Annotated in this window: 21 protein-coding genes; 10 read left to right on the forward strand and 11 right to left on the reverse strand. The window is 58.9% G+C overall.

Annotation, left to right across the window (positions count from 1 at the left end; all coding sequences use genetic code 11):
* Window positions 1-2: 2 nt before the first annotated feature.
* The 7 genes from osmX to ACSPHG_RS11595 form a co-directional block, all read right to left on the reverse strand.
* Entirely contained in the window at window positions 3-905 is a 903-nt protein-coding gene (osmX, locus tag ACSPHG_RS11565) for an osmoprotectant ABC transporter substrate-binding protein OsmX (protein WP_435953624.1), read from the reverse strand.
* Window positions 906-924: 19 nt separating this feature from the next.
* On the reverse strand, window positions 925-1,641 hold the full coding sequence (osmY, locus tag ACSPHG_RS11570) for an osmoprotectant ABC transporter permease OsmY (RefSeq protein WP_435953625.1): 717 nt from the start codon (window positions 1,639-1,641) through the stop codon (window positions 925-927).
* A 471-nt stretch (window positions 1,642-2,112) separates the two neighbouring features.
* On the reverse strand, window positions 2,113-2,742 hold the full coding sequence (gene dmsD / locus ACSPHG_RS11575; RefSeq protein ID WP_435953627.1) for a Tat proofreading chaperone DmsD: 630 nt from the start codon (window positions 2,740-2,742) through the stop codon (window positions 2,113-2,115).
* A 60-nt stretch (window positions 2,743-2,802) separates the two neighbouring features.
* A complete protein-coding gene (locus ACSPHG_RS11580) occupies window positions 2,803-3,660 on the reverse strand; it encodes a dimethyl sulfoxide reductase anchor subunit family protein (protein ID WP_435953628.1) in 858 nt (285 codons plus the stop codon).
* Window position 3,661: 1 nt separating this feature from the next.
* Window positions 3,662-4,279: a DMSO/selenate family reductase complex B subunit gene (locus tag ACSPHG_RS11585; RefSeq protein WP_435953629.1), complete on the reverse strand. Its 618-nt coding sequence runs from the start codon at window positions 4,277-4,279 to the stop codon at window positions 3,662-3,664.
* A gap of 10 nt (window positions 4,280-4,289) precedes the next feature.
* Complete coding sequence (ynfE, locus tag ACSPHG_RS11590) at window positions 4,290-6,728, reverse strand: selenate/tellurate reductase subunit YnfE (RefSeq protein ID WP_435953630.1); 2,439 nt, start codon at window positions 6,726-6,728, stop codon at window positions 4,290-4,292.
* A gap of 237 nt (window positions 6,729-6,965) precedes the next feature.
* Complete coding sequence (locus ACSPHG_RS11595; RefSeq protein WP_435953631.1) at window positions 6,966-7,265, reverse strand: DUF1161 domain-containing protein; 300 nt, start codon at window positions 7,263-7,265, stop codon at window positions 6,966-6,968.
* A gap of 108 nt (window positions 7,266-7,373) precedes the next feature.
* On the opposite strand from ACSPHG_RS11595, the gene ACSPHG_RS11600 reads away from it, so the two are divergent.
* The gene (locus ACSPHG_RS11600; protein ID WP_435953632.1) at window positions 7,374-8,084 is read left to right on the forward strand and encodes a YnfC family lipoprotein; all 711 of its coding nucleotides are present in this window, start codon (window positions 7,374-7,376) and stop codon (window positions 8,082-8,084) included.
* Between the two features lie 38 nt (window positions 8,085-8,122).
* Here the strand turns inward: ACSPHG_RS11600 and speG are convergent, their stop codons facing one another.
* Together speG and ACSPHG_RS11610 are read right to left on the reverse strand one after the other, a co-directional pair.
* On the reverse strand, window positions 8,123-8,680 hold the full coding sequence (speG, locus tag ACSPHG_RS11605; RefSeq protein WP_435953633.1) for a spermidine N1-acetyltransferase: 558 nt from the start codon (window positions 8,678-8,680) through the stop codon (window positions 8,123-8,125).
* Window positions 8,681-8,760: 80 nt separating this feature from the next.
* Window positions 8,761-9,111 (reverse strand): DUF1283 family protein, encoded by a 351-nt coding sequence (locus tag ACSPHG_RS11610; RefSeq protein ID WP_435953634.1) that lies wholly within the window; start codon window positions 9,109-9,111, stop codon window positions 8,761-8,763.
* A gap of 339 nt (window positions 9,112-9,450) precedes the next feature.
* Here ACSPHG_RS11610 and rspA point away from each other — a divergent pair, with 339 nt between their 5' ends.
* From rspA to ACSPHG_RS11630, 4 genes are all read left to right on the forward strand, one after another.
* Entirely contained in the window at window positions 9,451-10,665 is a 1,215-nt protein-coding gene (gene rspA / locus ACSPHG_RS11615) for a starvation-sensing protein RspA (protein WP_435953635.1), read from the forward strand.
* Between the two features lie 14 nt (window positions 10,666-10,679).
* The gene (locus ACSPHG_RS11620) at window positions 10,680-11,693 is read left to right on the forward strand and encodes a Zn-dependent oxidoreductase (RefSeq protein WP_435953636.1); all 1,014 of its coding nucleotides are present in this window, start codon (window positions 10,680-10,682) and stop codon (window positions 11,691-11,693) included.
* Between the two features lie 63 nt (window positions 11,694-11,756).
* The gene (locus tag ACSPHG_RS11625) at window positions 11,757-13,154 is read left to right on the forward strand and encodes an MFS transporter (protein WP_435953637.1); all 1,398 of its coding nucleotides are present in this window, start codon (window positions 11,757-11,759) and stop codon (window positions 13,152-13,154) included.
* A 139-nt stretch (window positions 13,155-13,293) separates the two neighbouring features.
* Window positions 13,294-14,745: a mannitol dehydrogenase family protein gene (locus tag ACSPHG_RS11630; protein ID WP_435953639.1), complete on the forward strand. Its 1,452-nt coding sequence runs from the start codon at window positions 13,294-13,296 to the stop codon at window positions 14,743-14,745.
* 104 nt (window positions 14,746-14,849) lie between these two features.
* Here the strand turns inward: ACSPHG_RS11630 and ACSPHG_RS11635 are convergent, their stop codons facing one another.
* Window positions 14,850-15,536 carry a GntR family transcriptional regulator gene (locus ACSPHG_RS11635; RefSeq protein WP_435953640.1) on the reverse strand — a complete coding sequence of 229 codons (687 nt, stop codon included), beginning with the start codon at window positions 15,534-15,536 and terminating at the stop codon, window positions 14,850-14,852.
* Between the two features lie 96 nt (window positions 15,537-15,632).
* Window positions 15,633-16,382, reverse strand: a complete 750-nt coding sequence (ydfG, locus tag ACSPHG_RS11640; RefSeq protein WP_435953642.1) for a bifunctional NADP-dependent 3-hydroxy acid dehydrogenase/3-hydroxypropionate dehydrogenase YdfG — start codon at window positions 16,380-16,382, stop codon at window positions 15,633-15,635.
* A gap of 251 nt (window positions 16,383-16,633) precedes the next feature.
* On the opposite strand from ydfG, the gene guaD reads away from it, so the two are divergent.
* The 5 genes from guaD to dcp all read left to right on the forward strand — a co-directional run bounded on the left by guaD (window position 16,634) and on the right by dcp (window position 24,618).
* On the forward strand, window positions 16,634-17,965 hold the full coding sequence (gene guaD / locus ACSPHG_RS11645; protein WP_435953643.1) for a guanine deaminase: 1,332 nt from the start codon (window positions 16,634-16,636) through the stop codon (window positions 17,963-17,965).
* On the forward strand, window positions 17,962-19,398 hold the full coding sequence (xdhA, locus tag ACSPHG_RS11650; protein ID WP_435953645.1) for a xanthine dehydrogenase small subunit: 1,437 nt from the start codon (window positions 17,962-17,964) through the stop codon (window positions 19,396-19,398). The genes guaD and xdhA overlap by 4 nt, the downstream gene beginning before the upstream one ends.
* Window positions 19,388-21,733 carry a xanthine dehydrogenase molybdopterin binding subunit gene (gene xdhB / locus ACSPHG_RS11655; protein ID WP_435953646.1) on the forward strand — a complete coding sequence of 782 codons (2,346 nt, stop codon included), beginning with the start codon at window positions 19,388-19,390 and terminating at the stop codon, window positions 21,731-21,733. The genes xdhA and xdhB overlap by 11 nt, the downstream gene beginning before the upstream one ends.
* A complete protein-coding gene (xdhC, locus tag ACSPHG_RS11660) occupies window positions 21,730-22,500 on the forward strand; it encodes a xanthine dehydrogenase accessory protein XdhC (RefSeq protein WP_435953647.1) in 771 nt (256 codons plus the stop codon). The genes xdhB and xdhC overlap by 4 nt, the downstream gene beginning before the upstream one ends.
* A 72-nt stretch (window positions 22,501-22,572) precedes the next feature.
* Window positions 22,573-24,618 (forward strand): peptidyl-dipeptidase Dcp, encoded by a 2,046-nt coding sequence (gene dcp, locus ACSPHG_RS11665; protein ID WP_435953648.1) that lies wholly within the window; start codon window positions 22,573-22,575, stop codon window positions 24,616-24,618.
* Window positions 24,619-24,633: the final 15 nt, after the last annotated feature.

A 24,633-nucleotide genomic window follows, 5' to 3' on the forward strand; every position in this document is an offset into this window, starting at 1 on the left:
CCTTAGAGCAAGCCTTTTTGCTGCAGGAACTCGCGGGCGACCTGCTGCGGGGTTTCATGGTCAATATCTACCTTCGCGTTCATGGTAGAGATCGCATCGTTATCAAGCTGGGCGGAAAGCGTATTCATCGCCTCTTCAAGCCCCGGATTCGCTTCGAGCACGTCTTTACGAACGACCGGCGTCACCGCGTAGCTCGGGAAGAAGCCTTTGTCATCTTCCAGCACCTTCAGGTCGAAGCCCTTCACGCGGCCGTCGGTGGTGTAGACCAGCCCGGCGTCCACAAAGCCGTCGCGTATCGCGTTATAAACCAGGCCGGGGTCCATCTGGCGGATCTGCGGGCGGTCAAGCGGCATGCTGTAAGCCTGCTGCAGCGGCTTCATGCCGTCGCTGCGTCCGGAAAACTCAAGATCGAGGCCCAGCATCCAGTTCTTTTTAGGATTGGTTTTGCGGATTTGTTCAACCTTCGCCACCAGCTCCGACATGGTGCTGATGTTTTCTGCTTCCGCGCGCTTACGCTGCATCGCAAAGGCGTAGGTGTTGTTCATGTTGGCCGGTTTAAGCCACACCAGGCCAAGCTTAGCGTCCAGCTTTTTCACCGTGTCGTAGGATTCCTGCGGCGACATCCGCTTATTGATGTGGTTGAAAATAATCAGCGAGGTGCCGGTATATTCCCAGGTCATATCAACCTGCTTGTTGATCATCGCGTTGCGGGAAATCACCGTTGCGATATTGGTCTGCGGCGTGACCTTAAAGCCCTTTTTCGCCAGGTATTGGGTGGTCATTGCCGAGAGAATATGCTGCTCGGTAAAGCTTTTTGTCGCCAGAACCAGCGGGGCGGCCTGCGCCGTTCCGGCCAGCATCGTCGTGGCGGCAAACGCGGCCAGCAGACGTTTAAAAGGTTTCATTCAACGCTCCTTATTGTTGTTATTTGGCCGTGTGCGGGCTTAAAACGCGGCCCAGACCGGCTAACGCGACGTCGAGGATCAGCGCAAACAGCGCCGTGGCGGCCGCGCCCAGAATCAGCGTTGGGAAATCGTTCAGATAGATGCCCGGGAAGATAAGCTCGCCGTAGCTGCTGGCACCAATCAGGAACGCCAGCGGTGCGGTACCAACGTTAATGGCCGTCGCGATACGAATCCCTGACAAAATCACCGGCCACGCGTTGGGAATTTCAACCTGGCGCAGGCGCTGCCATTTGGTCATCCCAATACCGTTTGCCGCTTCGATAAGCGAACCCGGCACGCCGCACAGACCGGCGTAGGTGTTACGCACGATGGGCAGCAGCGAGGCGAGGAACAGGGCGATAATCGCCGGTTTGTCGCCGATGCCGATAATCACCATCGCCAGCGCCAGAACCGCCAGCGGCGGCAGGGTGTTGCCGACGTTGAAGATCTGCATGACATACTCAGCCCAGCGGCGCGCCGCAGGACGGCTAAGCAATACGCCGCTAGGAATGCCGACCAGCAGGGCCAGCGCCATCGAGCTGAACACCAAAATCAGGTGCTGTTGCCCGAGATAAACCAAATCGACCTGTCGCGCCTTGATGGTTTCCGGCCCGATACCCCAGACCAGCAGCCCAAGCGCGATAATCAGCGCCAGAGCGCCCAAAAGGGCACGTTTTATGAAGGATGCGTTTTGCATTGCAGTGTGTCTCCCTGGTGCACGCGTTATAGCTACCCGCAGGTGGCCTGTTGTTATGCCTTGTGTCGGCAGGGTGTTGAAACCTATAGCAACGTGTCGGGGAGGACGCCAGCCAGCGTGACCATTAAGCGGCTAATGATTTATGACATAAACCATTGATTTAGCCTTGTGCCGCCTCGCTTGGGCAGGCTACGTAAAGAATTGTCTTAAAAATGTTAACGCGAGGTTACGGTGTAACTTTGTGAGCGTGTTTTTGGAAAGTGTCGGGTGGCGCTAGCGCTTACCCGACCTGCCAAAAAGGCGTCATCGAAAGGTTTTGTAGGGTGGATAAGCGCAGCGCCATCCACCAAACAGGCATGAGCGAAAGGTTTTGTAGGGTGAATAAGCGAAGCGCCATCCACCAAACAGGCATGAGCGAAAGGTTTTAATAGGGTGGATAAGCGCAGGCGCCATCCACCACGGCTCAGATTCTTAGAAGTGCAGCTCTTTCGCGGCGACGGGAATCAAAAGCCCTTCGCGCCAGTTGGCAAGGGTCAGACGGGTAAGCTCGCCCAGGCCCTGGTAGAACGGATGCCCCGCGTTTTCGATAAACAGCTCCAGGAAACGACCGGCCCACGGCAGCAGGTGCCAGGCGAGCAGTTCGTCAACCAGCTGGCGGTGGCCGGATTCGGCAAGCCAGGCGGCCAGCATCAGGAGGGTGCCGATGTGGTCTTCCGGCTCGTTCTGATCGAGCTGCAGGCCGATCTCTTTTTTGCGCATCCAGCGGCGCAGCTCAAGGGTTGAGTCGCCAAACAGCACGTTTTCTTTATCCAGATAGACTGAACCCCAGGGGGCCGCTGGCAGCGCATGAGGCCCGATGAACAGGCGCTGGTAGGCTTCGCTCAGGGTTTCGTTCGTGTCGCTCAGCCCGTCGGTCATGCGGCTGGCAATCTCTGTCAGCTCCGGCGTCTGTACCGGCCATTGCTCGTGCCATGCAGGGTCCGCAAGCGATGCGTAAAGCGACGCCGCGTCCTGGCTTTGTGGCCCCTGATGGTAGAGGATGCCCAGCACGCGTCCGGTAAGTTCGATAATCGCCAGTCTTTGCGAATCTTGAGATGACATTCTTATTCCTTGTGTAAAACAGCATTGTATACGCGGGTTTCCCCGCGCATTTTGTACAAATTAACCCGCAACCGCCATACCGACGGTCATATGCAGGCCGTAGAAAATACCACGGCCAATCAGTTCCCCGGCAACAACCAGCACAAAACCTGCAAATAAAGCGAAAGTTTGCGGCGGCATGCGGCGAGCCAGCGGGCAAATCCAGCAGCCGAGGCCCAGCGCTATCAGCACCATGCGCCACACCTGCAGCGAGGCATAGTCCGGCACCAGCGCGGTGGCCTGCTGCACCGAACTGCTGATGCCCGGCAGGCTAAAGCTCTGCAAAATCACCGCGGCCATCGCCACAAACAGCGCCAGCACGCTCAGACCGGCAAGCTTTTTACCGTTAAGCGGGAAGGACGCCGCGCGCAGCAGCATAGCCCCAAGCAGCGGGCCGCCCAGCACAACGGTGAGGAAGAAACTCAGCGTGGTGTAGCCGTTATACCAGGTCGGCACGGTGTCAATCTGGTAGACACGCGTCATTGCCCAGACGAACACCAGCCCCAGTACCATGGTCAGCAGCAGCCAGATCTTGCCGAGGCCAGCGGGCATTTTCTTCAGCACGGCGACCAGCCACCAGAACCCGCCCACGGCAAAGAACACCGAACCGCTGGCGATTTCGTTGCTCAGCGCCGACTGTCCGATGCGGTTGAGCGAGTTGAACGCGCGCAGCGGCGAACCCAGGTGCATAACCGAGGCGATAAACGCCACGCCCATTATCACCCACAGGAAAAACATCGCGCGGACGATTTTGTTTTGCAGCTCGCTGTTGTTGCTGGCCGACATCCATGCCATCCCCATAACAATCGTGCCGCCCGCCACGCACTGGCCGAGTACGGTAAACAACACCAGCGGCCATTCATGCCATCCACTGCCCATTTCAGACCTCCTTCGGGTTGGCCAGATAACCGGTTTTATCCCCACACGGGCGGCTGTTGGCGTTAGGTTTAATCACGATATTGGGTTTGGTGAAGTGCGCCGACGGCAGCGGGGCGATTGCCGCCTGCTCGCCGTATTTTTTGCGCAGTTCGTCAATCGGGGCCATGTCCAGCGCGCGCAGCGGGCAGGACTCGACGCAGATTGGCTTTTTGCCGTCGGCGATGCGGTCGTAGCAGCCGTCGCATTTGGTCATGTGGCCTTTTTCGGCGTTGTACTGCGGCGCACCGTACGGGCAGGCCATGTGGCAGTAGCGGCAGCCGATGCACACGTCTTCGTTGACCACCACAAATCCGTCTTCGCGCTTGTGCATCGCCCCGCTCGGGCAGACCTTGGTGCAGGCCGGATCCGCGCAGTGGTTGCAGGCAATCGACAGGTAGTAGGCGAAGACGTTCTGATGCCAGACGCCGTTGTCCTCCTGCCAGTCGCCGCCCGCGTACTCATAGATGCGGCGGAAGCTGACGTCCGGGCCTAAGTTTTTGTAGTCCTTGCAGGCCAGCTCGCAGGTTTTGCAGCCGGTGCAGCGACTCGAATCAATATAAAATCCATATTGGGTTGTCATCTGCTATTCCTTACGCCTTTTGGATGTCGACCAGGTTGGTGTGCTGTGGATTACCTTTCGCCAGCGGCGAAGGGCGGTGCGTGGTGAGCGTATTGATGCACGAGCCGTGATCGACGCGGTCGCCGGTCATGTTGGCTTCGTGCCAGGCCCCCTGGCCCATCGCCGTGACGCCCGGCATGATGCGCGGCGTAACTTTGGCCGGGATGCGTAACTCACCGCGTCCGTTGAATACGCGCACCATATCGCCGCTGGCGATACCGCGTTTTTGCGCATCAATCGGGTTAATCCACACTTCCTGGCGGCAGGCGGCTTTCAGAATGTCGATGTTGCCGTAGCTGGAGTGCGTGCGGGCCTTGTAGTGGAAACCAAACATTTGCAACGGGTAAGTGCTGCGTTCCGGCGCGTCCCAACCGTCGAAGGTGGAGGCGTAGACCGGCAGCGGGCTGATGGTTTCGTCTTTTTCCAGCTCCCAGCCTGCGGCAATGTCCGCCAGCCTGCTGGAATAGATTTCGATTTTGCCGGAAGGCGTTTTCAGCGGATTCGCTTGCGGATCGTTTCTGAAATCTTTATAGGCCACAAAGTGCTCGTTCGGGTCTTTGCGCTTGTAGATGCCCATCGCGCGCAGTTCTTCATAGGATGGCAGCGCCGGATCTTTTGCGAGCATTTTGGCGTACAGGTGTTTAAGCCACTCTTCCTGGGTACGGCCCTCGGTGAATTTCTGGTACACCTCTGGCCCAAGACGCCTTGCGACCTCGCTGGTAATCCAGTAAATCCCTTTGCGTTCGAACTTCGGCTCCGTGGCGGGCTGAATAAAGATCAGGTAGCCCATGTTGCCCGCATAATCGTTCGGGATAATGTCTTCCTGCTCGACGGTCATCAGGTCCGGCAGCAGGATATCCGCGTACTTCGCCGAGGAGGTCATGAAGTTTTCGATGACGACAATCATCTCGCACTTGCTGTCATCCTGCAGGATATCGTGAGTTTTATTGATGTCGGAGTGCTGGTTGATAATGGTATTTCCAGCGTAGTTCCAGATGAATTTAATCGGCACGTCCAGCTTGTCTTTGCCGCGCACGCCGTCGCGTTTGGCGGTCATTTCAGGGCCGCGCGCTATCGCATCCGTCCAGCTAAAGCAGGAGATCTGCGTTTTCACCGGGTTGGTCAGCACCGGCATACGTTCGATGGTGATGGTGTAAGTGGATTCACGCGCGCCGCTGTTGCCGCCGTTAATGCCGACGTTGCCGGTCAGAATTGGCAGCATGGCGATGGCGCGGGAGGTCAGCTCGCCGTTTGCCTGGCGCTGCGGCCCCCAGCCCTGGGCGATATAGGCAGGTTTGGTGCTGCCAATTTCACGCGCCAGCTTGATGATGCGGTCGACGGGAATGCCGGTAATCGCGGCGGCCCACTGCGGGGTTTTCTCCACGCCGTCATCGCCCTGGCCCATAATATAGGCTTTATAGTGCCCGTTCGCAGGCGCGCCTTCCGGCAGCGTTTTTTCGTCATAGCCGACGCAGTATTTATTGAGGAACGGCTGGTCAACCAGGTTTTCGTTTATCAGCACGTGAGCGATACCGGCCACCAGCGCCGCGTCGGTGCCCGGACGAATCGGGATCCACTCGTCTTCGCGCCCGGCTGCGGTATCCGTATAGCGGGGGTCGATAACGATCATGCGGGCGTTGGAACGCTCGCGCGCCTGCTCAAGGAAGTAGGTAATGCCACCGCCGCTCATGCGCGTTTCGGCCGGATTATTGCCAAACAGCACGACCAGCTTGCTGTTTTCGATATCGGATGTGCTGTTACCGTCGTTGGTGCCGTAGGTGTACGGCATAGCGCAGGCGATTTGCGCGGTGGAGTAGGTGCCGTAGTGGCTCAGGAACCCGCCGTAGCAGTTCATCAGGCGGGCAACCAGTGACGCATAGGGCGAGGAGCGGGTGATATTCCCCCCGACGATCCCGGAGGTGTAGTTAATGTACACCGCCTCATTACCGTATTTTTCAACGGTGCTCTGTAGGCTTTTGGTGATGGTATCTAACGCTTCGTCCCATGAAATGCGCTCGAATTTACCTTCCCCGCGCTTGCCCACGCGCTTCATCGGGTAATTAAGACGTTCGGCATGATTGATGCGTCGACGAATAGAGCGCCCGCGCAGGCAGGCCCGCACCTGATGATCGCCATACTCGTCGTGGCCGGTGTTATCGGTTTCTACCCAATAAACTTCGTTATCGCGCACGTGCAGGCGCAGGGCGCAGCGGCTGCCGCAGTTGACGGAGCAGGCGCCCCAGACGACTTTATCGGCAGGCTCTTCAAGCGCGCCGCCTACGGCAACGGCGGCGGCTTTCACGCCGAAAGGCAAAGAGATCCCCCCGGCGGCAAGGGCAAGGCTTCCCAGCGCGGTGGATTTCACCAGGGAACGGCGGCTTATCCCGCCTGGGTTGTTAGGGTTTGACATAGCTCACTCCATGACTGGTGTCCCTTGAGGGGGAGGTGTCATTTTTGGTTTATTGTTGTGGAACTGATTGCAGCGAAGGGGTGCGAAATGCCGATTCATTACCAGACAAATAATACCCCACGGGCCGAACTATACTTATTTGGGGGTATAACTTTTTAACGCTCGTCAATATTGAGAGCGTTTAGGGTGAGCAAATGTCAAAAATGGAACGGGGCGCAGAATACGCCCCGCGGGGGATTACTGAGGTTCGTTTTCTGGCGCAGACTGAGACTGGCCGCCTGCGCCTTCATTGCCGCTGCTGGTGCGGCTGTAGAGAATCTTCTGCGTGTCGTTGCCGCAGTGCCCAACGACCTGGGCGTCAGGCTTATCCGCCTGGTCGTTCGGCACGATCGTCAGGGTAAATCCTGATTCCGGCACGCCGTTATTAATGATTTTTTGCTCAATATCCGCCTTGACCCTGTCGCAGGAGGACTGTGCCGCCAGCACCGGCGTGGAGGCTATGAGCAGTAACGCGCCCATCCAAACAGATCGTTTCATCGTCTCTTCCTTATGTTGAGGATGTTCACTAAGGATAGACCTTCTAGTGTAAATATCTGTATTTGCTTATATCATAAGTCTTCATTTCAGACGCGAAACAGGACTAACGTGAAGAAAATCATTGTGCTTTGCGCGCTGGTTGCGGCGCTTAGCGGATGCGATAAGCATGACGAACCGCAGGCCTACACCCCGGAAATGGCGAGTTTTTCAAACGAGTTTGATTTCGATCCGCTACGCGGACCGGTGAAAGAATTTAGCGAAACGCTGATGAACGAGCAGGGCAAGGTGGTCAAACGCGTGTCCGGCTCCGTTTCAACGGAAGGGTGCCTCGATACCTTTGAGTTCCACGATCTGGAAAACAACACCGGCGCGGCGCTGGTGCTGGATGCCAATTACTATTTGGACTCCATCAGCCGCGAAAAGCGCGTCAGGCTCCAGGGCAAATGCCAGCTGGCCGAACTGCCCGCTGCGGCAGTCACCTACGACACGGACGATAACGGTTTTGTGGTTGCGGCAAAGGGCAAAGACATTGCCATCGAATACCGCTACGACGCCGACGGCTACCCGCTGGGGAAAATCAGCAAGGTAAAAGACGCGACGCTTGCGGTAATGGCGACAGCCGGAAACGACAAAAAGAAAAAGCTGGATTACACCTCGGTGAGCACGCTGAACGGCAAGGCGGTGGCAAAGGCGAAGCAAAGCTGTGATTACGACAGAAAGTTTAACCCGGTTTCGTGCGAGCTGGTTTTAACGGACGACAGCGTTTCGCCACCGGCGGTCACGCGTTACTCCATCGAAAACACCATCGATTATTATTGATGTGCGACGGATGGTGCGATGCGCCATCCGCCCAAAAATCACTGCGCGGTCGGTTTTAAAATCGTGCCGGAAGGCCGGTGCGTATCCAGATACTGCTGCTGGAAAATACACATTCGGATCGTGTTGCGGTATTCACCGTTGATAAAGAACTCGTGAATCAACTCGCCCTCCACCATAAAGCCAAGCTTCTTGTAGATGTGAATGGCTTTCTCGTTCTCTTTATCCACGATCAGATAAAGCTTGTAGAGATTCAACACGGAAAACCCGTAGTCCATGGCGAGCTTGGCGGCGCGGGAGGCAAGGCCTTTGCCCTGATATTCCGGGGAGATGATGATCTGAAACTCGGCGCGGCGATGCACGTGGTTAATCTCTACCAGCTCGACCAGACCGGCTTTTTCACCGTCGCACTGCACCACAAAGCGGCGCTCGCTCTGGTCGTGGATGTGCTTGTCATACAGGTCGGACAGCTCAACAAAGGCTTCGTACGGCTCTTCAAACCAGTAACGCATCACGCTTGCGTTGTTGTCCAACTGATGGACGAAACGAAGATCTTCGCGCTCGAGAGGGCGAAGTTTAATACTGAGTTCGTTACTCATGGGGCTTCCTTTGACGGATGAATTTTATCATCAGTTTAAGGCTTCCCGAACGGGAAGCCTGAGATTCACAACGTACTGACTTAAGGCGCGACTACGCGGCCGGTGCGACGATCGAGGCAGCGCAGGGTGTTTGGCTCCCAGTAGGCGTTAAGGTTAGCGCTTTTCTGGCAGTTGTCGCGGGCATCGAACGCCACGTCGTCTTTGTCCCACTCTTTTTCTACGCGCTTGTTCACTTTCTGGCGCAGGGAGCGTGTGTCATTCCATTGCTCTTTTTCCATCGCGGCTTCCTGACGAGTCTGCGCGTTGTCACCGGATTCGATAATCAACTTGCTGGTCTCGGCATGGGCCGCCTGGGTCAGCGCGAACGCACTCAGCAGTAACGCCGCAGGCAGCAGAGCCTGGGAAAGACGTTTGCGAAGGATTGTGTTCATTGCAGTTTCCTTTTAGGGTGAAGCTCAATTAACTATAACATTGTGAAGAGAGTGCGCCACAGGGTGCGCCATTTAGTCCCTATTATCCCAGACATAGTTCAATATGATCAAAACAAGCTTGCTGATTTTTACCACCGCTTTTGGCGGATTCATGCGTTAACTCTGACGCTTTACACCTTTATCACCTCCTTTACTTCTTTATTGTCTGCCGAAATAGTCGCCTGAAAAGTGTGACTCAGCCCGTCAAAATTCAATAAATATACTTGTATGGTAGTAAGGTCAGGTTTATTTTCATCCACATTGTCACTCCTGGAAACTCTCCGCAGTAAGGAACGCAGAATGAAAATTGTTAAGGCTGAGGTCTTTGTCACCTGTCCCGGACGTAACTTCGTTACGCTGAAAATTACCACCGACGACGGGCTGACCGGCCTGGGCGACGCCACGCTAAACGGCCGCGAGCTGCCGGTTGCCTCGTATCTGGAAGATCACGTTTGTCCGCAGCTGATTGGGCGCGACGCGCACCGTATCGAGGACATCTGGCAGTTCTTCTACAAGGGCGCGTACTGGCGTCGCGGGCCGGTCACCATGTCCGCTATCTCCGCCGTGGATATGGCGCTGTGGGATATCAAAGCCAAGGCCGCAGGCATGCCGCTGTACCAGCTGCTCGGCGGCGCATCCCGCGAAGGGGTGATGGTTTATTGCCACACCACGGGCCATTCCCTGGACGACGTGCTGGAAGACTACGCGCGCCACAAAGAGATGGGCTTCAAGGCAATTCGCGTGCAGTGCGGCGTGCCGGGTATGAAAACCACCTACGGCATGTCAAAAGGCAAGGGGCTGGCGTATGAACCGGCCACCAAAGGCCACTGGCCGGAAGAGCAGCTTTGGTCGACGGAAAAATACCTCGACTTCACGCCAAAACTGTTTGACGCGGTGCGCAGCAAGTTCGGCTTTAACGAGCACCTGCTGCACGACATGCACCACCGCCTGACGCCAATCGAAGCCGCGCGTTTTGGCAAGAGCGTGGAGGATTACCGCCTGTTCTGGATGGAAGACCCAACGCCTGCCGAAAACCAGGAGTGTTTCCGCCTGATTCGCCAGCATACCGTCACGCCAATCGCCGTCGGCGAAGTGTTTAACAGCATCTGGGACTGCAAGCAGCTCATCGAAGAGCAGCTTATCGACTACATCCGCACCACGATTACCCACGCGGGCGGCATCACCGGCATGCGCCGTATCGCTGACTTTGCTTCGCTTTATCAGGTGCGCACCGGCTCACACGGCCCGTCCGATTTGTCACCGGTCTGCATGGCGGCGGCGCTGCATTTCGACCTGTGGGTGCCAAACTTTGGGGTACAGGAATACATGGGCTATTCCGAACAAATGCTCGAAGTCTTCCCGCACAGCTGGACCTTCGACAACGGCTACATGCACCCGAGCGACAAACCCGGTCTGGGCATCGAGTTTGACGAAAAGCTGGCTGCGAAATATCCCTACGAACCCGCGTATCTGCCGGTCGCCCGTCTTGAAGACGGCACGCTGTGGAACTGGTAACAGGAGAATTAATCATGAAAAGCGTCACTATCCAACAGCCGGGCACGCTGGTCATCGAAGACCGCCCACAGGTTCAGCCGCAGCCGGGTGAAGTCCGCATTCGCGTGTCGAGCGCCGGGATTTGCGGTTCAGATGTCCACATTTATCGCGGCCACAACCCGTTCGCGAAATATCCGCGCGTTATCGGCCACGAGTTCTTTGGGCATATAGATGCAGTAGGGGACGGCGTGGACGCATCGCGCATCGGCGAGCGCGTGGTTGGCGACCCGGTCGTGAGCTGCGGCCACTGCTATCCGTGCTCGGTAGGGCGTCCTAACGTCTGCGCCGAACTGCAGGTTATCGGCGTGCACCGCGACGGCGGGTTTAGCGAATACGTCACGCTGCCCGCCAAAAACGCCCACGTTGTGCCGGACAGCATTCCCGACAACGAAGCCACGATGGTCGAACCTTTCACCATCGCCGCCAACATCTGTAGCCAGATGAACCCCGGCCCGCTTGATACCGCGCTGGTCTACGGCGCGGGGCCGATGGGGCTAACGTCCATTCAGGCGCTGCGCGGCGTCTACGGCGTGAAGGAGATCGTTGTCGTCGACCGTATCGACGAACGCCTGGCGATGGCGAAAGCCAACGGCGCGGATCGCGTGATCAACAACGCCAGCCTCGATCTTAAAGCCGAGCTGGAATCTCTGGGCATTCGCCCGACGCTGATTATCGACGCCGCCTGCCATCCGTCGATTTTGCCAGAAGCTATCGGCCTTGCGTCGCCCGCCGCGCGAATCGGCATCATGGGCTTCTCCTCCGATCCCTGCGTGCTCAGCCAGCAGGCGATCACCAGTAAAGAAATCACCATCTTCAGCTCGCGCCTGAACAGCAACCGCTTCCCGCAGGTTATCAGCTGGATGAGCGAGCAAAAAATACGGCCCGAAAAGCTGATCACCCACCAGTTCCCCTACACGCAGGTGCTTGAAGCGATGGACATCTTCGAGAAAGACCAGAAGCAGTGCTGCAAGGTCCTCTTGACGTTCTAAGCAACAACCTCTGTACCCGATGATTTGCTGTACCTACAACGACAAATTGCAGAGAACTGAAAGATGAATATTACAAACCACAACACGGCTCAGCCGGAAAGAAGCACCGCAGATTTGGTGAAGGCCGCAGTTTCAGGCTGGCTCGGCACAGCGCTGGAATTCATGGACTTCCAGCTTTACTCGCTTGGCGCAGCCCTTGTATTCCACGAAATTTTCTTCCCGGAACAGTCCGCCGCCATGGCGTTAATTCTGGCGATGGGCACCTATGGCGCGGGCTACATCGCGCGTATCGCGGGCGCGTTCTTCTTTGGCCGCATGGGGGACACCATCGGGCGTAAGAAGGTGCTGTTTATCACCATCACCATGATGGGGATCTGCACAACGCTAATCGGCGTACTGCCGACCTACGCGCAGATCGGGATTTTCGCGCCGCTGCTGCTGGTGCTGTTGCGCATCATTCAGGGCTTAGGGGCGGGCGCGGAGATTTCCGGCGCGGGCACCATGCTTGCGGAATACGCGCCGAAGGGCAAACGCGGCATCATCTCTTCGCTGGTGGCGATGGGCACCAACTGCGGCACCTTATCCGCCACCGCAATCTGGGCGGTCATGTTCTTCTTCCTGTCTAAAGAAGAGCTGTTGGCCTGGGGCTGGCGCGTGCCGTTCCTGGCAAGCGTGGTGGTGATGATCTTCGCCATCTGGTTGCGTATGAACCTCAAAGAAAGCCCGGTATTCGAAAAGGTGAGTGACGAAGGGGTAACGACCGCTGCGGCAAAAAAAGCGGCCGACAAAACGCACTCCCTGGGCGCGATGTTTACCAGCAAGTCATTCTGGCTGGCAACCGGCCTGCGCTTTGGTCAGGCGGGCAACTCGGGTCTGATTCAGACGTTCCTCGCGGGCTATCTGGTGCAAACCCTGCTGTTTGAGAAAAGCATTCCCACCGATGCGCTAATGATAAGCTCGGTGATCGGCTTTATTACCATCCCGTTCCTGGGCTGGCTGTCGGACAAAATTGGCCGCCGCATTCCTTATATTATCGTTAGCATCTCCTCCATCATTCTCGCGTACCCGATGCTGTCGATGATTATGGACAAGAGCAACGACGTGAACGTGATCATGGCCTCCATCATCATTATTCACAACGTCGCGGTGCTCGGCCTGTTCGCGCTGGAAAATATCACCATGGCGGAAATCTTCGGCTCGCGTAATCGCTTCACCCGCATGGCGATTTCCAAAGAGGCTGGTGGACTGGTCGCGGTTGGTTTTGGCCCGGTGCTGGCGGGGATCTTCGTCAACATGACCAACGCCTGGTGGCCGATCGTGGTGATGATGATTGCCTACTCGGTGATTGGTCTGATTTCTGCCGTCATCATGCCGGAGGTAAAAGACCGTGACCTGAGCGTACTGGAAGACGCCGCAGAGAAGCCAAAAGCCCAGCGCGTGGTGAAAGGTCTGCCCGTCTGAAAGTCACAAATGTGAGTTGTCATACAACTATGAAATTTGTGTCATACCAAATCACATAAATTTAATTCAAATCAAGAAGCAGACTACCATAGCAGGTAGTCTGTTGCTGTCCCGAGTTCCTTAAACAGCGAGTTTTAAAATGGAAAACAAGCTCTTAACTGCAAAAGCCATCGTTCCGCACTACGACCGTAACAAACTTGTTCCACGCATCGTTCACCTGGGTTTCGGCGCCTTCCACCGCGCGCACCAGGCGGTGTATACCGACATTCTTGCTCAGGAACACGGCAGCGATTGGGGTTACTGCGAGGTAAACCTGATCGGCGGCGAACAGCAGATTGCCGATCTCAAACAGCAGGACAACCTGTACAGCGTGGCGGAAATGTCCGCCGATGGCTGGCAGTGCCGCGTCGTGGGCGTGGTTAAAACCGCTCTACACGCGCAGGTTGATGGCCTCGAGGCCGTGCTGAACGCCATGACCCAGCCGGAAGTCGCCATTGTCTCGCTGACCGTGACCGAAAAAGGCTACTGCCACAGCCCGGCGACGGGCACGATTTTGCTCGACCATCCGTTCATCGTGCATGACCTGGCGAATCCTCATCGGCCGCAGTCTGCGCCTGGCGTTATCGTTGAAGCCCTGGCGCGCCGCAAGGCGGCCGGTCTGCCTGCGTTCAGCGTTATGTCCTGCGACAACATGCCGGAAAACGGCCACGTTACCCGCAACGTGGTAACGGCCTATGCCGAAGCGATCGATCCGGCGCTGGGCGCGTGGATCAAAGCGAACGTCACCTTCCCGTCAACCATGGTTGACCGCATCGTGCCCGCCGTGACGCCAGAAACCCTGGCGCAGGTAGCCGAGGCGACGGGCGTTGCCGATCCGGCCGCCGTGGCCTGCGAACCGTTCCGCCAGTGGGTAATCGAAGATAATTTCGTCGCTGGCCGCCCGGCATGGGAAAAGGCGGGCGCGGAGCTGGTAAAAGACGTTCTGCCGTACGAAGAGATGAAGCTGCGCATGCTGAACGGCAGCCACTCGTTCCTCGCGTATCTCGGCTACCTGGCGGGCTATCAGCACATTTCCGACTGCATGCAGGATGAAAACTACCGCCGCACCGCGCACGCGCTGATGCTGGAAGAACAGGCTCCAACGCTGAAAGTGCAGGGCGTGGATCTCGGTAAATACGCAGACTCCCTCATCGCGCGCTACACCAACCCGGCGCTGCGCCACCGCACCTGGCAAATCGCGATGGACGGCAGCCAGAAGCTCCCGCAGCGCTGGCTGGACTCTATCCGCTGGCATCTGGCAAACGGCAGCAGCTTCAACCTGCTGGCGCTGGGCGTCGCGGGCTGGATGCGCTACGTAGGCGGCGTTGACGAGCAGGGTGAAAAAATCGAAGTCAGCGATCCGCTGCTGCCGGCAATTGTGCAGGCCGTGGCGGCAAGCCAGGAAGGGGAAACCCGCGTTCAGGCGCTGTTAGGCCTGAAAACCATCTTCGGCGAAGATTTACCGGCCAACGCGCGGTTCGTGAAGCAGGTGACGGACGCGTATCTCACCCTGCGTGAGAACGGCGCAAAGGCGACCGTATCGCGATATTAATATAACGGCGGGTGGCACTTCGTTTACCCGCCCTACAACGTTAATGTGGTTGTAGGGTGGATAAGCGCCAGCGCCATCCACCTTCCTACCAAAACCTGCCGACCTTACTCCTCGCTAAACCACTCGCTGTTTTCCTGACGAATCAACAAAATAGACTGGCTTATCTCGTGCAGATGGCGGTGCATCGCCTGGTCCACGGCCTCCTCGTCGTGCTTTTTCAGCGCTTCGAAAATGGCGTAGTGCTGTTCGAGCAGCATCTCCGGCGGCGAAACGTGGTCAAGGCTCATATAGCGCACGCGGTCCATCGTCGCCTTAATGTTCTCCACCGTATCCCACGCCAGGCGGCAGTCGGCGACCAGCGCGAGCTGTTCATGGAACTCGTCGTCAAGCTGGAAGAAATCGTCAAGCTGGCCGCGCTGGATGGCGACGCGCTGCTGGCTCAGCAGCTGTTCGAGCATATACAGATGGCTATCCGTCGCCATGCTTGCCGCACGTTTTACCACCGCGCGTTCGATGGCCTCGCGAATAAAGCAGCCGTTCTTCACGTGGTTCACGGAAATCTTATTCACGTAGGTGCCGCGCTGCGGGCGAATCTGCACCAGCCCCGTTTCGGCAAGCTTGATAAAAGCCTCTCGCACCGGCTGGCGTGAAACGTTAAAGCGAACGGAAACTTCCTTTTCGGAAAGCGGGGTACCCGGAGGAATCAGGCAACGAACAATATCGCTGCGCAGAATACGGTAAATTTGTTGGTTAACCGGCTGCGTAGGATTAAGAACCGAAGGTGATGGCATGACGCTGTTTCTTATTTAGAAAAAACCTAACCAAATTTAACACTTATTTGGTAAATCGCCCATACCCGGACGGGGGTTCCGGGTATGGGGCAGGCGTTATTCCTCGCGGTGAACGCTCAGTCCGGCGAAGGTCTGGCTCACCGGCATCATTTCTAAGGTATTGATGTTGACGTGTTTTGGCAGATTAGCCACCCACCAGACCGCTTCCGACACGTCTTCTGGCGTCAGCGCGTTAGCGTTTTCGTAAGTTTTGCCCGCCTTACCGTCGTCGCCCTTAAAGCGCACGTTGGAAAACTCGGTGCCGCCCACCAGGCCCGGTTCGATATCCGTCACGCGGATGGCGGTTTTGTGCAGATCGGTACGCAGATTGAGGCTGAACTGGCGCACGAAGGCTTTGGTCGCGCCATAAACGTTGCCACCGGCATACGGCCAGCTGCCGGCGGTAGAGCCGATGTTGATGATATGCCCACGGTTGCGTTCAACCATGCCCGGCAGCACGGCGCGGGTCATGTAAACCAGGCCTTTGTTGTTGGTATCGATCATGGTTTCCCAGTCGTCCGGGTCGGCCTTGTGCGCCGGTTCCATGCCCAGCGCAAGCCCGGCATTGTTCACCAGCACATCGATATCGCGCCACTCGGCGGGCAGATTTTCCATCGCCTGTTCGATGGCCGCGCGGTTACGCACGTCGAGCTGCAGCGTCAGAATGCTGTCGCCCAGTTCGTCTTTCAGCTCGATCAGGCGCTCGTGGCGACGACCGGTCGCGATAACTTTATGGCCGTTAGCCACGAAACGACGGGTAATGCTCTCACCAAATCCAGCGGTTGCGCCGGTTACCATAATAATCATGTCACTGTTCCTCAACGCTTTTTATGTCGTAATACCTTAGCACGCCACGGGGTCTTACGATAATTGAAGTTTTGTTACAACACGCTGCGCGGGCCTGGTGCAGAAGCCTGCCGCCGTGCTGCTTTTAGGTGCAACAAGCGTAGCTCAAAACGGCCCTGCGGATCGTTCTGGAATAGGCAACCGATTGCTAATAATGGCATCAAGTTTGCAACAATCAATTAACTATTCATGGACTCACGGCAGGAACTGCGATGGTCGTTAACTACACGCAGGCGCTACGCGCCGAATTTTTTGATATCACCCGGCCTGGGGCTTCGGCGCAAGAACTCGCCGCGCACGCCCGCCATATTGAAGACGGCCTGCTGTTTCTGAACGGCGGCACCGTTACCGGGCTTATGCCGTGGGAGGAAGGGCGCAGCCAGCTGCTTCACGACGGGGATTATCTGGACTTTCGCGGCAGGCTGATTATTCCGGGCTTTGTCGACACGCATCTTCACTATCCGCAAACCGAAATGATCGGCGCCTACGGCGAGCAGCTCCTTGAATGGCTGCAGGCCTACACCTTCCCGGTGGAAGGCCAGTACGTCAGCCACGACCACGCCGCGCGCATGTCGGCCTTTTTCCTCAGCCAGCTGCTCAGCAACGGTACCACCACCGCGCTGGTGTTCGGCACCGTTCACCCGCAGTCCGTCAACGCGTTATTCAGCGCGGCGGAACGCGTCGGCATGCGCATGATCGCCGGAAAGGTGATGATGGACAGGAACGCGCCGGACTACCTGACGGAAACGCCCGAGCAAAGCTATCGCCAAACCCGCGACCTGATCCTGCGCTGGCACCGACGCGGGCGGCTGAACTATGCCCTGACGCCAAGGTTCGCGCCGACGTCCTCACCGGAACTGCTAGGCGCGGTGCAAAAGCTGCGCGAAGAGTTTCCGGACACCTGGCTGCACACGCACCTCAGCGAAAATAGCGACGAAGTGGCGTGGGTAAAATCGCTGTGGCCCGAACACGACAGCTACCTCGGCGTGTATCACCACTACAACCTCACCGGCAGGCGCAGCGTCTTCGCCCACGGCATCCATCTTCAGGAGTGCGAATGGGACTGCCTGCACCGCACCGACTCCTCGCTGGCCTTCTGCCCAACCTCCAACCTGTTCCTCGGCAGCGGGCTGTTCAATCTCAAAAAATGCCGCGAGAAGGGCGTGCGGATGGGCATTGGCACCGACGTCGGCGCGGGAACCACCTTCAACATGCTGCAAACGCTTGCGGAGGCGTACAAAGTTGCCCAGCTGCAAAGCTATCGCCTGTGCGCCAGCGAAGCCTTCTATCACGCCACGCTCGGCGGTGCGCACGCGCTGGATCTGGATGACAAAATTGGCAACTTCCAGACCGGCAAAGAGGCGGATTTTGTCGTGCTCGACCCGGCGGTGACCGCGCTGCAAAAGCTGCGCTACGCCAACAGCCGCGATATTTACGAACGGCTATTTATGCTGATGACGCTGGGCGACGACCGCAACATCTGGCAAACCTGGGTGGACGGCAAATGCGTCTGGCGGCGCGACGCGCTGGAGGTGGCGGTATGATCCGATTCCTGCTCAACCAGACGCTGAAAACCCTCAGCGACGTCGATCCTAACACCACCGTGCTCGGCTGGCTGCGGGGCGTGGAGTATCGCTGCGGTACAAAAGAAGGCTGCGCCTCCGGGGACTGCGGTGCCTGCACGGTAGTGCTGGGCCGCGTGGACGGCGACACCCTGCGCTACGACACGGCGAACGGCTGCATCACGCTTATCGCCCAGCTCGACGGCAAACAGCTCCTGACGGTAGAGGATCTTGCCGATAACGGCACGCTTCACCCGGTGCAGCAGGCGATGGCGGACTGCCACGCGTCGCAGTGCGGCTTCTGCACGCCGGGCTTCGTTATGTCGGCGTTCGCGCTGCAAAAGTCGCACAGCGAAGCGACCCTGCACGATATCGAACAGCACCTCGGCGGAAACCTGTGCCGCTGCACCGGCTATCGTCCGATAGTCGAAGCGGCGGAGCTGGCCTGCAAAACCCGCGATGATAAATTCGCGCGCGCCCAGCCGCAGACCCTTGCGCGGCTAAAGGCGCTGAAAACCGCTGAAACGGCCATCCTGCAAAAATCCAGCCGCTGCCTGCTGCCCAAAAGCCTGGCGGAACTGGCCACGCTTTACGCGCAAAACCCGCAGGCGCGGCTGCTCGCTGGCGGCACCGATCTGGCCCTCGGCATCACCCAGCGGTATCAAACGCTGCCGCTGATGATTGCCATGAACCAGGTGGAAGAGCTGAAGGCTATCGTCATAAGCGAAGAGGAAATCCGCATCGGCGCGACGGCGACGCTTGAGGAGTGCCAGCGCGCGCTGCAACGGGCGCTGCCGGTCTTTGCTCGCGTGCTGGAACGCTTTGCCTCGCGCCAGATCCGCAACCACGCCACCGTGGCGGGAAATCTGGCGAACGCTTCGCCAATCGGCGACCTTGCCCCAATGCTGCTGGCGTTGAACGCCACGCTTGAACTGCGCGCCGGCGCACAAACCCGCACGCTGCCGGTCAGCGACTTCTTCCTCGCCTACCGTAAAACGGCGCTCGAACCGGGGGAGTTCATCAGCCATATCGTCATTCCACGCGTGACAGTGTCACCTGCATTTGCCGCATGGAAGGTTTCTAAACGCCGCGATGACGACATATCAACGGTTTTCGGCGCGTTTAACCTGCACCTTAACGAAGGCGTGGTAATGAGCGCGATGATTGCCTTTGGCGGCATGGCCGCAACCCCTGCGCGCGCCAGGCGGTGCGAACAGGCGTTACTCGGCCAGCCGTTGGATGCTCAAACGCTCGATAGCGCCTTTCTGGCACTGGCCGAGGATTTCCAGCCGCTGAGCGACTTTCGCGGAACGGGCCGCTACCGCCTCGCGGTGGCGCAAAACCTGCTGCGCCGCCTGGCGCTACGGCTCGCCGCGCCCGACTGCGCCACGGAGGTACAGAACTATGTCAACTAACCCGCAGCGGCTTGCACAGCAGGCGCTAATCGAGCGATTTTCCCGCGAGCTGCACGGCGGCGCGGGCCGCAGCCGCAAACATGAAAGCGCGGATAAACAGGTCAGCGGCCTGGCGGAATACGTCGACGACAGGCTAAGCCTGCCGGGGCTGCTGCACCTCTGCCCGGTGCTGAGCGAACACGCCCACGCGAGAATAGTCAGTATTGATACCCGCGCCTGCCTGGACATCCCCGGCGTGGTGCGCGTTTTTGGCTGGCAGGACGTGCCCGGCGAGCTGGATATCGGGCCGCTTGCGCCGGGCGACCCGCTGTTTGCCAAAGACGTGGTGGAATACAACGGCCAGGTCGTGCTGACGGTTGCCGCCGACACGCCGGAAGCAGCCCGCGAGGCGGCACAGCTCGCAAAAATTGAGTATCAGGTGCTTGAGCCGCTGCTGGACGTTGAGGAAGCACTGCGCCGCGAAAGCTACGTCCAGCAGCCGCACGTGCACCGGCGTGGCGACGCCCGCACGGCGCTAAAAGCCGCCGCGCACCGCGTGCAGGGGCAGTTTCACATCGGCGGCCAGGAGCATTTTTACCTCGAAGGGCAAATCGCCACGGTGCAGCCGGGGGAAGACGGCTGCGTTTCGGTCTGGTCGTCCACGCAGCATCCGACCGAGGTACAAAAACTGGTGGCGTCGGTGCTGGGCGTCACGATGAACAAAGTCACCGTCGACATGCGCCGCATGGGCGGCGGATTCGGCGGCAAGGAAACCCAGGCGGCGGGCATTGCCTGCCACGCGGCGCTGGCGGCCACGCTTACCGGGCGACCGGCGAAAATGCGTCTTTCCCGGCGCGACGACATGCTGATTACGGGCAAGCGCCATCCGTTTTTCGTGCGCTATGACGTGGGCTTTACGGAAGACGGCGTGCTGCACGGCGTGGTTATCGATCTGGCGGCCAACTGCGGCTACTCGCTCGATCTTTCGGGGTCGATCTGCGATCGCGCCATGTTCCACGCCGACAACGCCTACTATCTTGGCGACGCGCTGATAACCGGCTACCGCTGCCGCACCAACCTTGCCTCCAACACAGCCTATCGTGGTTTCGGCGGGCCGCAGGGCATGGTCGCTATCGAACAGATAATGGACCACATCGCCCGCGAGCTGGGGCTTGACCCGCTCGACGTGCGCAAACGCAACTATTACGGCGGCGAAGGGCGCAACGTCACCCATTATCACCAGCAGGTCGAGCACAATATTCTGCCGGAGATCACTCGCCAGCTTGAGAAAAGCGCGGATTACGCGACGCGGCGGGCGGAAATCAACGCGTTTAACCGCCAAAGCCCGGTGCTCAAGCGCGGGCTGGCGCTGACGCCGGTCAAGTTCGGCATTTCGTTTACCTCAAGCTTCCTCAACCAGGCCGGGGCGCTGATTATCGTCTACACCGACGGCACCGTGCAGCTCAACCACGGCGGCACGGAGATGGGCCAGGGGCTGAACACCAAGGTGGCGCAGATCGTCGCCGAGGTGCTGCAAATTCCCTTCGAGCAGATTCAGGTCTGCGCGACCAGCACCGGCAAGGTGCCCAACACGTCGCCCACGGCGGCATCATCCGGCGCGGATCTCAACGGCAGGGCGGCGGAAATTGCCGCGCTCGCTATCAAAGAGCGGCTGGTCGAAATGCTGGCGCGGCTGCACCAGTGTGGGCCTTCGGACATCGTTTTTCGCAACGGCGTGATTAAAGTGCCCGGTCATCATTTCACCTTTGCCGACGTTGCCAACCTGGCCTGGCTAAACCAGGTGCCGCTGTCGGCCACCGGCTTTTACAAGGTGCCGGGCATTCACTACGACCGGGCGGCGGGGCGCGGGCAGCCGTTCTACTACTTCTCGTTCGGGGCGGCGTGCTCAGAAGTGATTATCGACACCCTGACCGGCGAGTATCGCCTGCTGCGCACCGACATCCTGCACGACGTCGGCACCTCGCTGAACCCGGCGCTGGATATCGGCCAGATAGAAGGGGGCTTCGTGCAGGGCGCGGGCTGGCTGACCTGCGAAGAGCTGGTGTGGAACGACCAAGGGCGGCTGGTGACCGACGGTCCGATGAGCTACAAAATTCCGGCAATTAGCGACGCGCCGCCGGATTTTCGCGTGGCCCTGCTGGCGAACCACGCCAATCCGCAGCACACGGTCTACCGCACTAAGGCCGTAGGGGAACCGCCGTTTATGCTGGGGATCTCCGTCTGGTGCGCACTGCAGGATGCGGTTTCGAGCCTTTCCAGCTACCGCAAACACCCGCAGCTTGACGCGCCCGCCACGCCGGAGCGCGTATTCTGGGGCTGTCAGGAGGCAAGATGAACGATGAATGGATCGCCGTTTTGATGCAGCTGCGCGAGCGACGCGAACCCTGCGTGCTGCTGACGCTGCTCGAGGACAAAGGGTCGGTGCCGCGCAACGGCGGCACGAAAATGGTGGTCGCGCGGGAACAGGCCTGGCTGACCATCGGCGGCGGGCATCTGGAATATCAGTGCATCGCCATGGCGCGCGACATGCTGGCAGGCCGTGCGGCGCTGCCCCATACCGAGCGCTTCAACCTTGGGGCGCGGCTCGGGCAGTGCTGCGGCGGCATGACCACCGTGCTGTTCGAACCGCTGATCCAGCCGCAGCCGCAGATAGTCGTCTTCGGCGCGGGGCACGTCGGCAGGGCGCTGGTTTCACTGCTTGCCACGCTGCCGTGCCGCATCACCTGGGTTGACGAGCGCGTGGAGCAGTTCAGCAGCGTGCCGCAGGGCGTGCAAACCCTACGGCTTGACGACCCAACCGATGCGGTGAAATCCGCCGCGCCGCAAAGCTATTTCGTGGTAATGACCCACCACCACCCGCGCGATCTGGAGCTGGCGGAGGCGATACTCAAACGCGGCGACTCGCGCTACTTCGGCCTTATCGGCTCGCGCACCAAGCGCCAGCGCTTTGAATATCGCCTGGCGGGCAAGGGCATATCAGCGCTTGCGCTTGATCACATGCGCTGCCCGGTCGGGCTTCCCGACGTCAAGGGCAAGCTTCCCGCCGAGATAGCCGTAGCGATTGCGGCGGAAATCATTGCCGTTTATCAGGCCAGCGCCTGAGATTGGCGGGTGACGCTCGCGCATAAGCGCCCTACAATCAATGCATCCGTTTCTTCCCTGCTGGAGTAAAGAATGCCGTCAGACAACCCTTTTTTCCACGTCAGCCTGCTGCCGTACCAGGCCCCGCGGTTCGACCAGATTAACGACAGCCACTACCGCCCGGCGTTTGACGAAGCTAAACGCCGCAAGCTGGGCGAAGTGGCGCTCATCACCCAAAACCTCGATGCGCCCACCTTAGAAAACACCTATCTGGCACTTGAACAGGCCGGGCAGATGCTCTCCCGCGTGGTCAACGTCTTCTTCGCCATGACGGCGGCGCACACCAACGACTACCTGCAAAAGCTTGACGAAGAGTTTGCCAGCGAGCTGGCCGAACTGGCCGATGAAATCCGCCTGAACGAAGTGCTGTTCAGCCGCCTTGATGCGGTTTACCAGCAGCGCGATGCGCTTGAACTTGACGCTGAATCCCGCCGCCTGATGGACGTCGTCTGGCAGCAGTTCAAGCTGGCGGGCGCGACGCTTACCGACGAGCAGAAATCACGCCTGAAGGCGCTCAATAAAGAGGCCGCCCAGCTAAGCAGCCAGTTCAACAACCGCCTGCACGCCGCCGACAAGGCGGGTGGCCTGGTGCTGGACGACGTGCGGCAGCTTGACGGCCTGAGCAAAAGTGAAATCGCCGCGGCGAAACAGGCCGCGGAAGGGAAAGGGCTGCACGACCGCTGGCTGATCCCGCTGCTGAACTGCACCCAGCAGCCCGCGCTGCAATCGCTAACCGACCGCGCAACGCGTGAAAAACTCTTTGAAGCCGGATGGAACCGCACGCAGCGCAACGACGGCAACGACACCCGCGCCATCGTGGCCAGGCTCGCTACGCTGCGCGCGGAGCAGGCGCAGCTGCTGGGCTTTGAAAGCTTTGCCGCGTGGAAAATTGCCGACCAGATGGCAAAAACCCCCGAGGCCGCGCTCGGCTTTATGCGCAATATCGTTCCGGCGGCGACGGCCCGCGCCCGGCGCGAGCTGGCGGATATCCAGCAGGTGATTGACGATCGCCAGGGCGGCTTTGAGGCGCAGGCTTGGGACTGGGCGTTTTACGCAGACCTGGTTCGCAGCGCAAAATACGACCTCGACGAAGCGCAGATTAAACCCTATTTCGAACTCAACGGCGTTATCGACAACGGCATGTTCTGGGCCGCAGGCAAGCTTTTCGGCCTCAAGTTTGTCGAACGCTTTGATATCCCGACCTATCACCCGGACGTGCGCACCTGGGAAATCTTCGATAACGACGGGCGCGGCATGGCGCTGTTCTACGGCGACTATTTTGCCCGCGACAGCAAGGGCGGCGGGGCGTGGATGGGCAACTTCGTCGAGCAGTCGACGCTGTTCCAGAACGCGCCGGTCATCTACAACGTCTGCAACTACGTGAAGCCCGCGGCGGGCGAACCGGCGCTAATCTCCTGGGACGACGTCGTAACGCTGTTCCACGAGTTTGGCCACACGCTGCACGGCCTGTTCGCTAAACAGCGTTACGCCTCGCTTTCCGGCACCAACACGCCGCGCGACTTTGTGGAATTCCCGTCGCAGATCAACGAACACTGGGCGCGTCAGCCGGACGTCTTCGCCAACTACGCCCGCCATTACGAAACCGGCGAGCCGATGCCGGATGCGCTGCGCGAAAAGCTGTTCAAGGCCGCGCGGTTCAACAAGGGCTACGACATGACCGAGCTGCTGGCGGGCGCGCTGCTGGACATGAACTGGCACAGCCTGCCGCACGGCGCAAAAGTGGAAGACGTGCCGCAGTTTGAGGCAGGCGCGCTGGAAAAAGAGCGCATCAACCTGCCTGCGGTACCGCCGCGCTACCGCAGCAGCTACTTCGCGCATATCTTCGGCGGCGGCTACGCGGCGGGATATTACGCCTACATCTGGACGCAAATGCTGGCGGACGACGGCTACCAGTGGTTTGTTGAGCAGGGTGGATTAACGCCGGAAAACGGTAAAAAATTCCGCGAGGCGATACTTTCGCGCGGCAACAGCAGCGATCTCGCGCAGCTCTACCGCGAATGGCGCGGGCACGATCCGTATAGCGAACCGATGCTGAAAAATCGTGGGCTAGCTGAATAGCGGTTTCGTTTGGGA

This window comes from Dryocola baronae (genome assembly GCF_051297175.1).
Classification (GTDB): domain Bacteria; phylum Pseudomonadota; class Gammaproteobacteria; order Enterobacterales; family Enterobacteriaceae; genus Dryocola.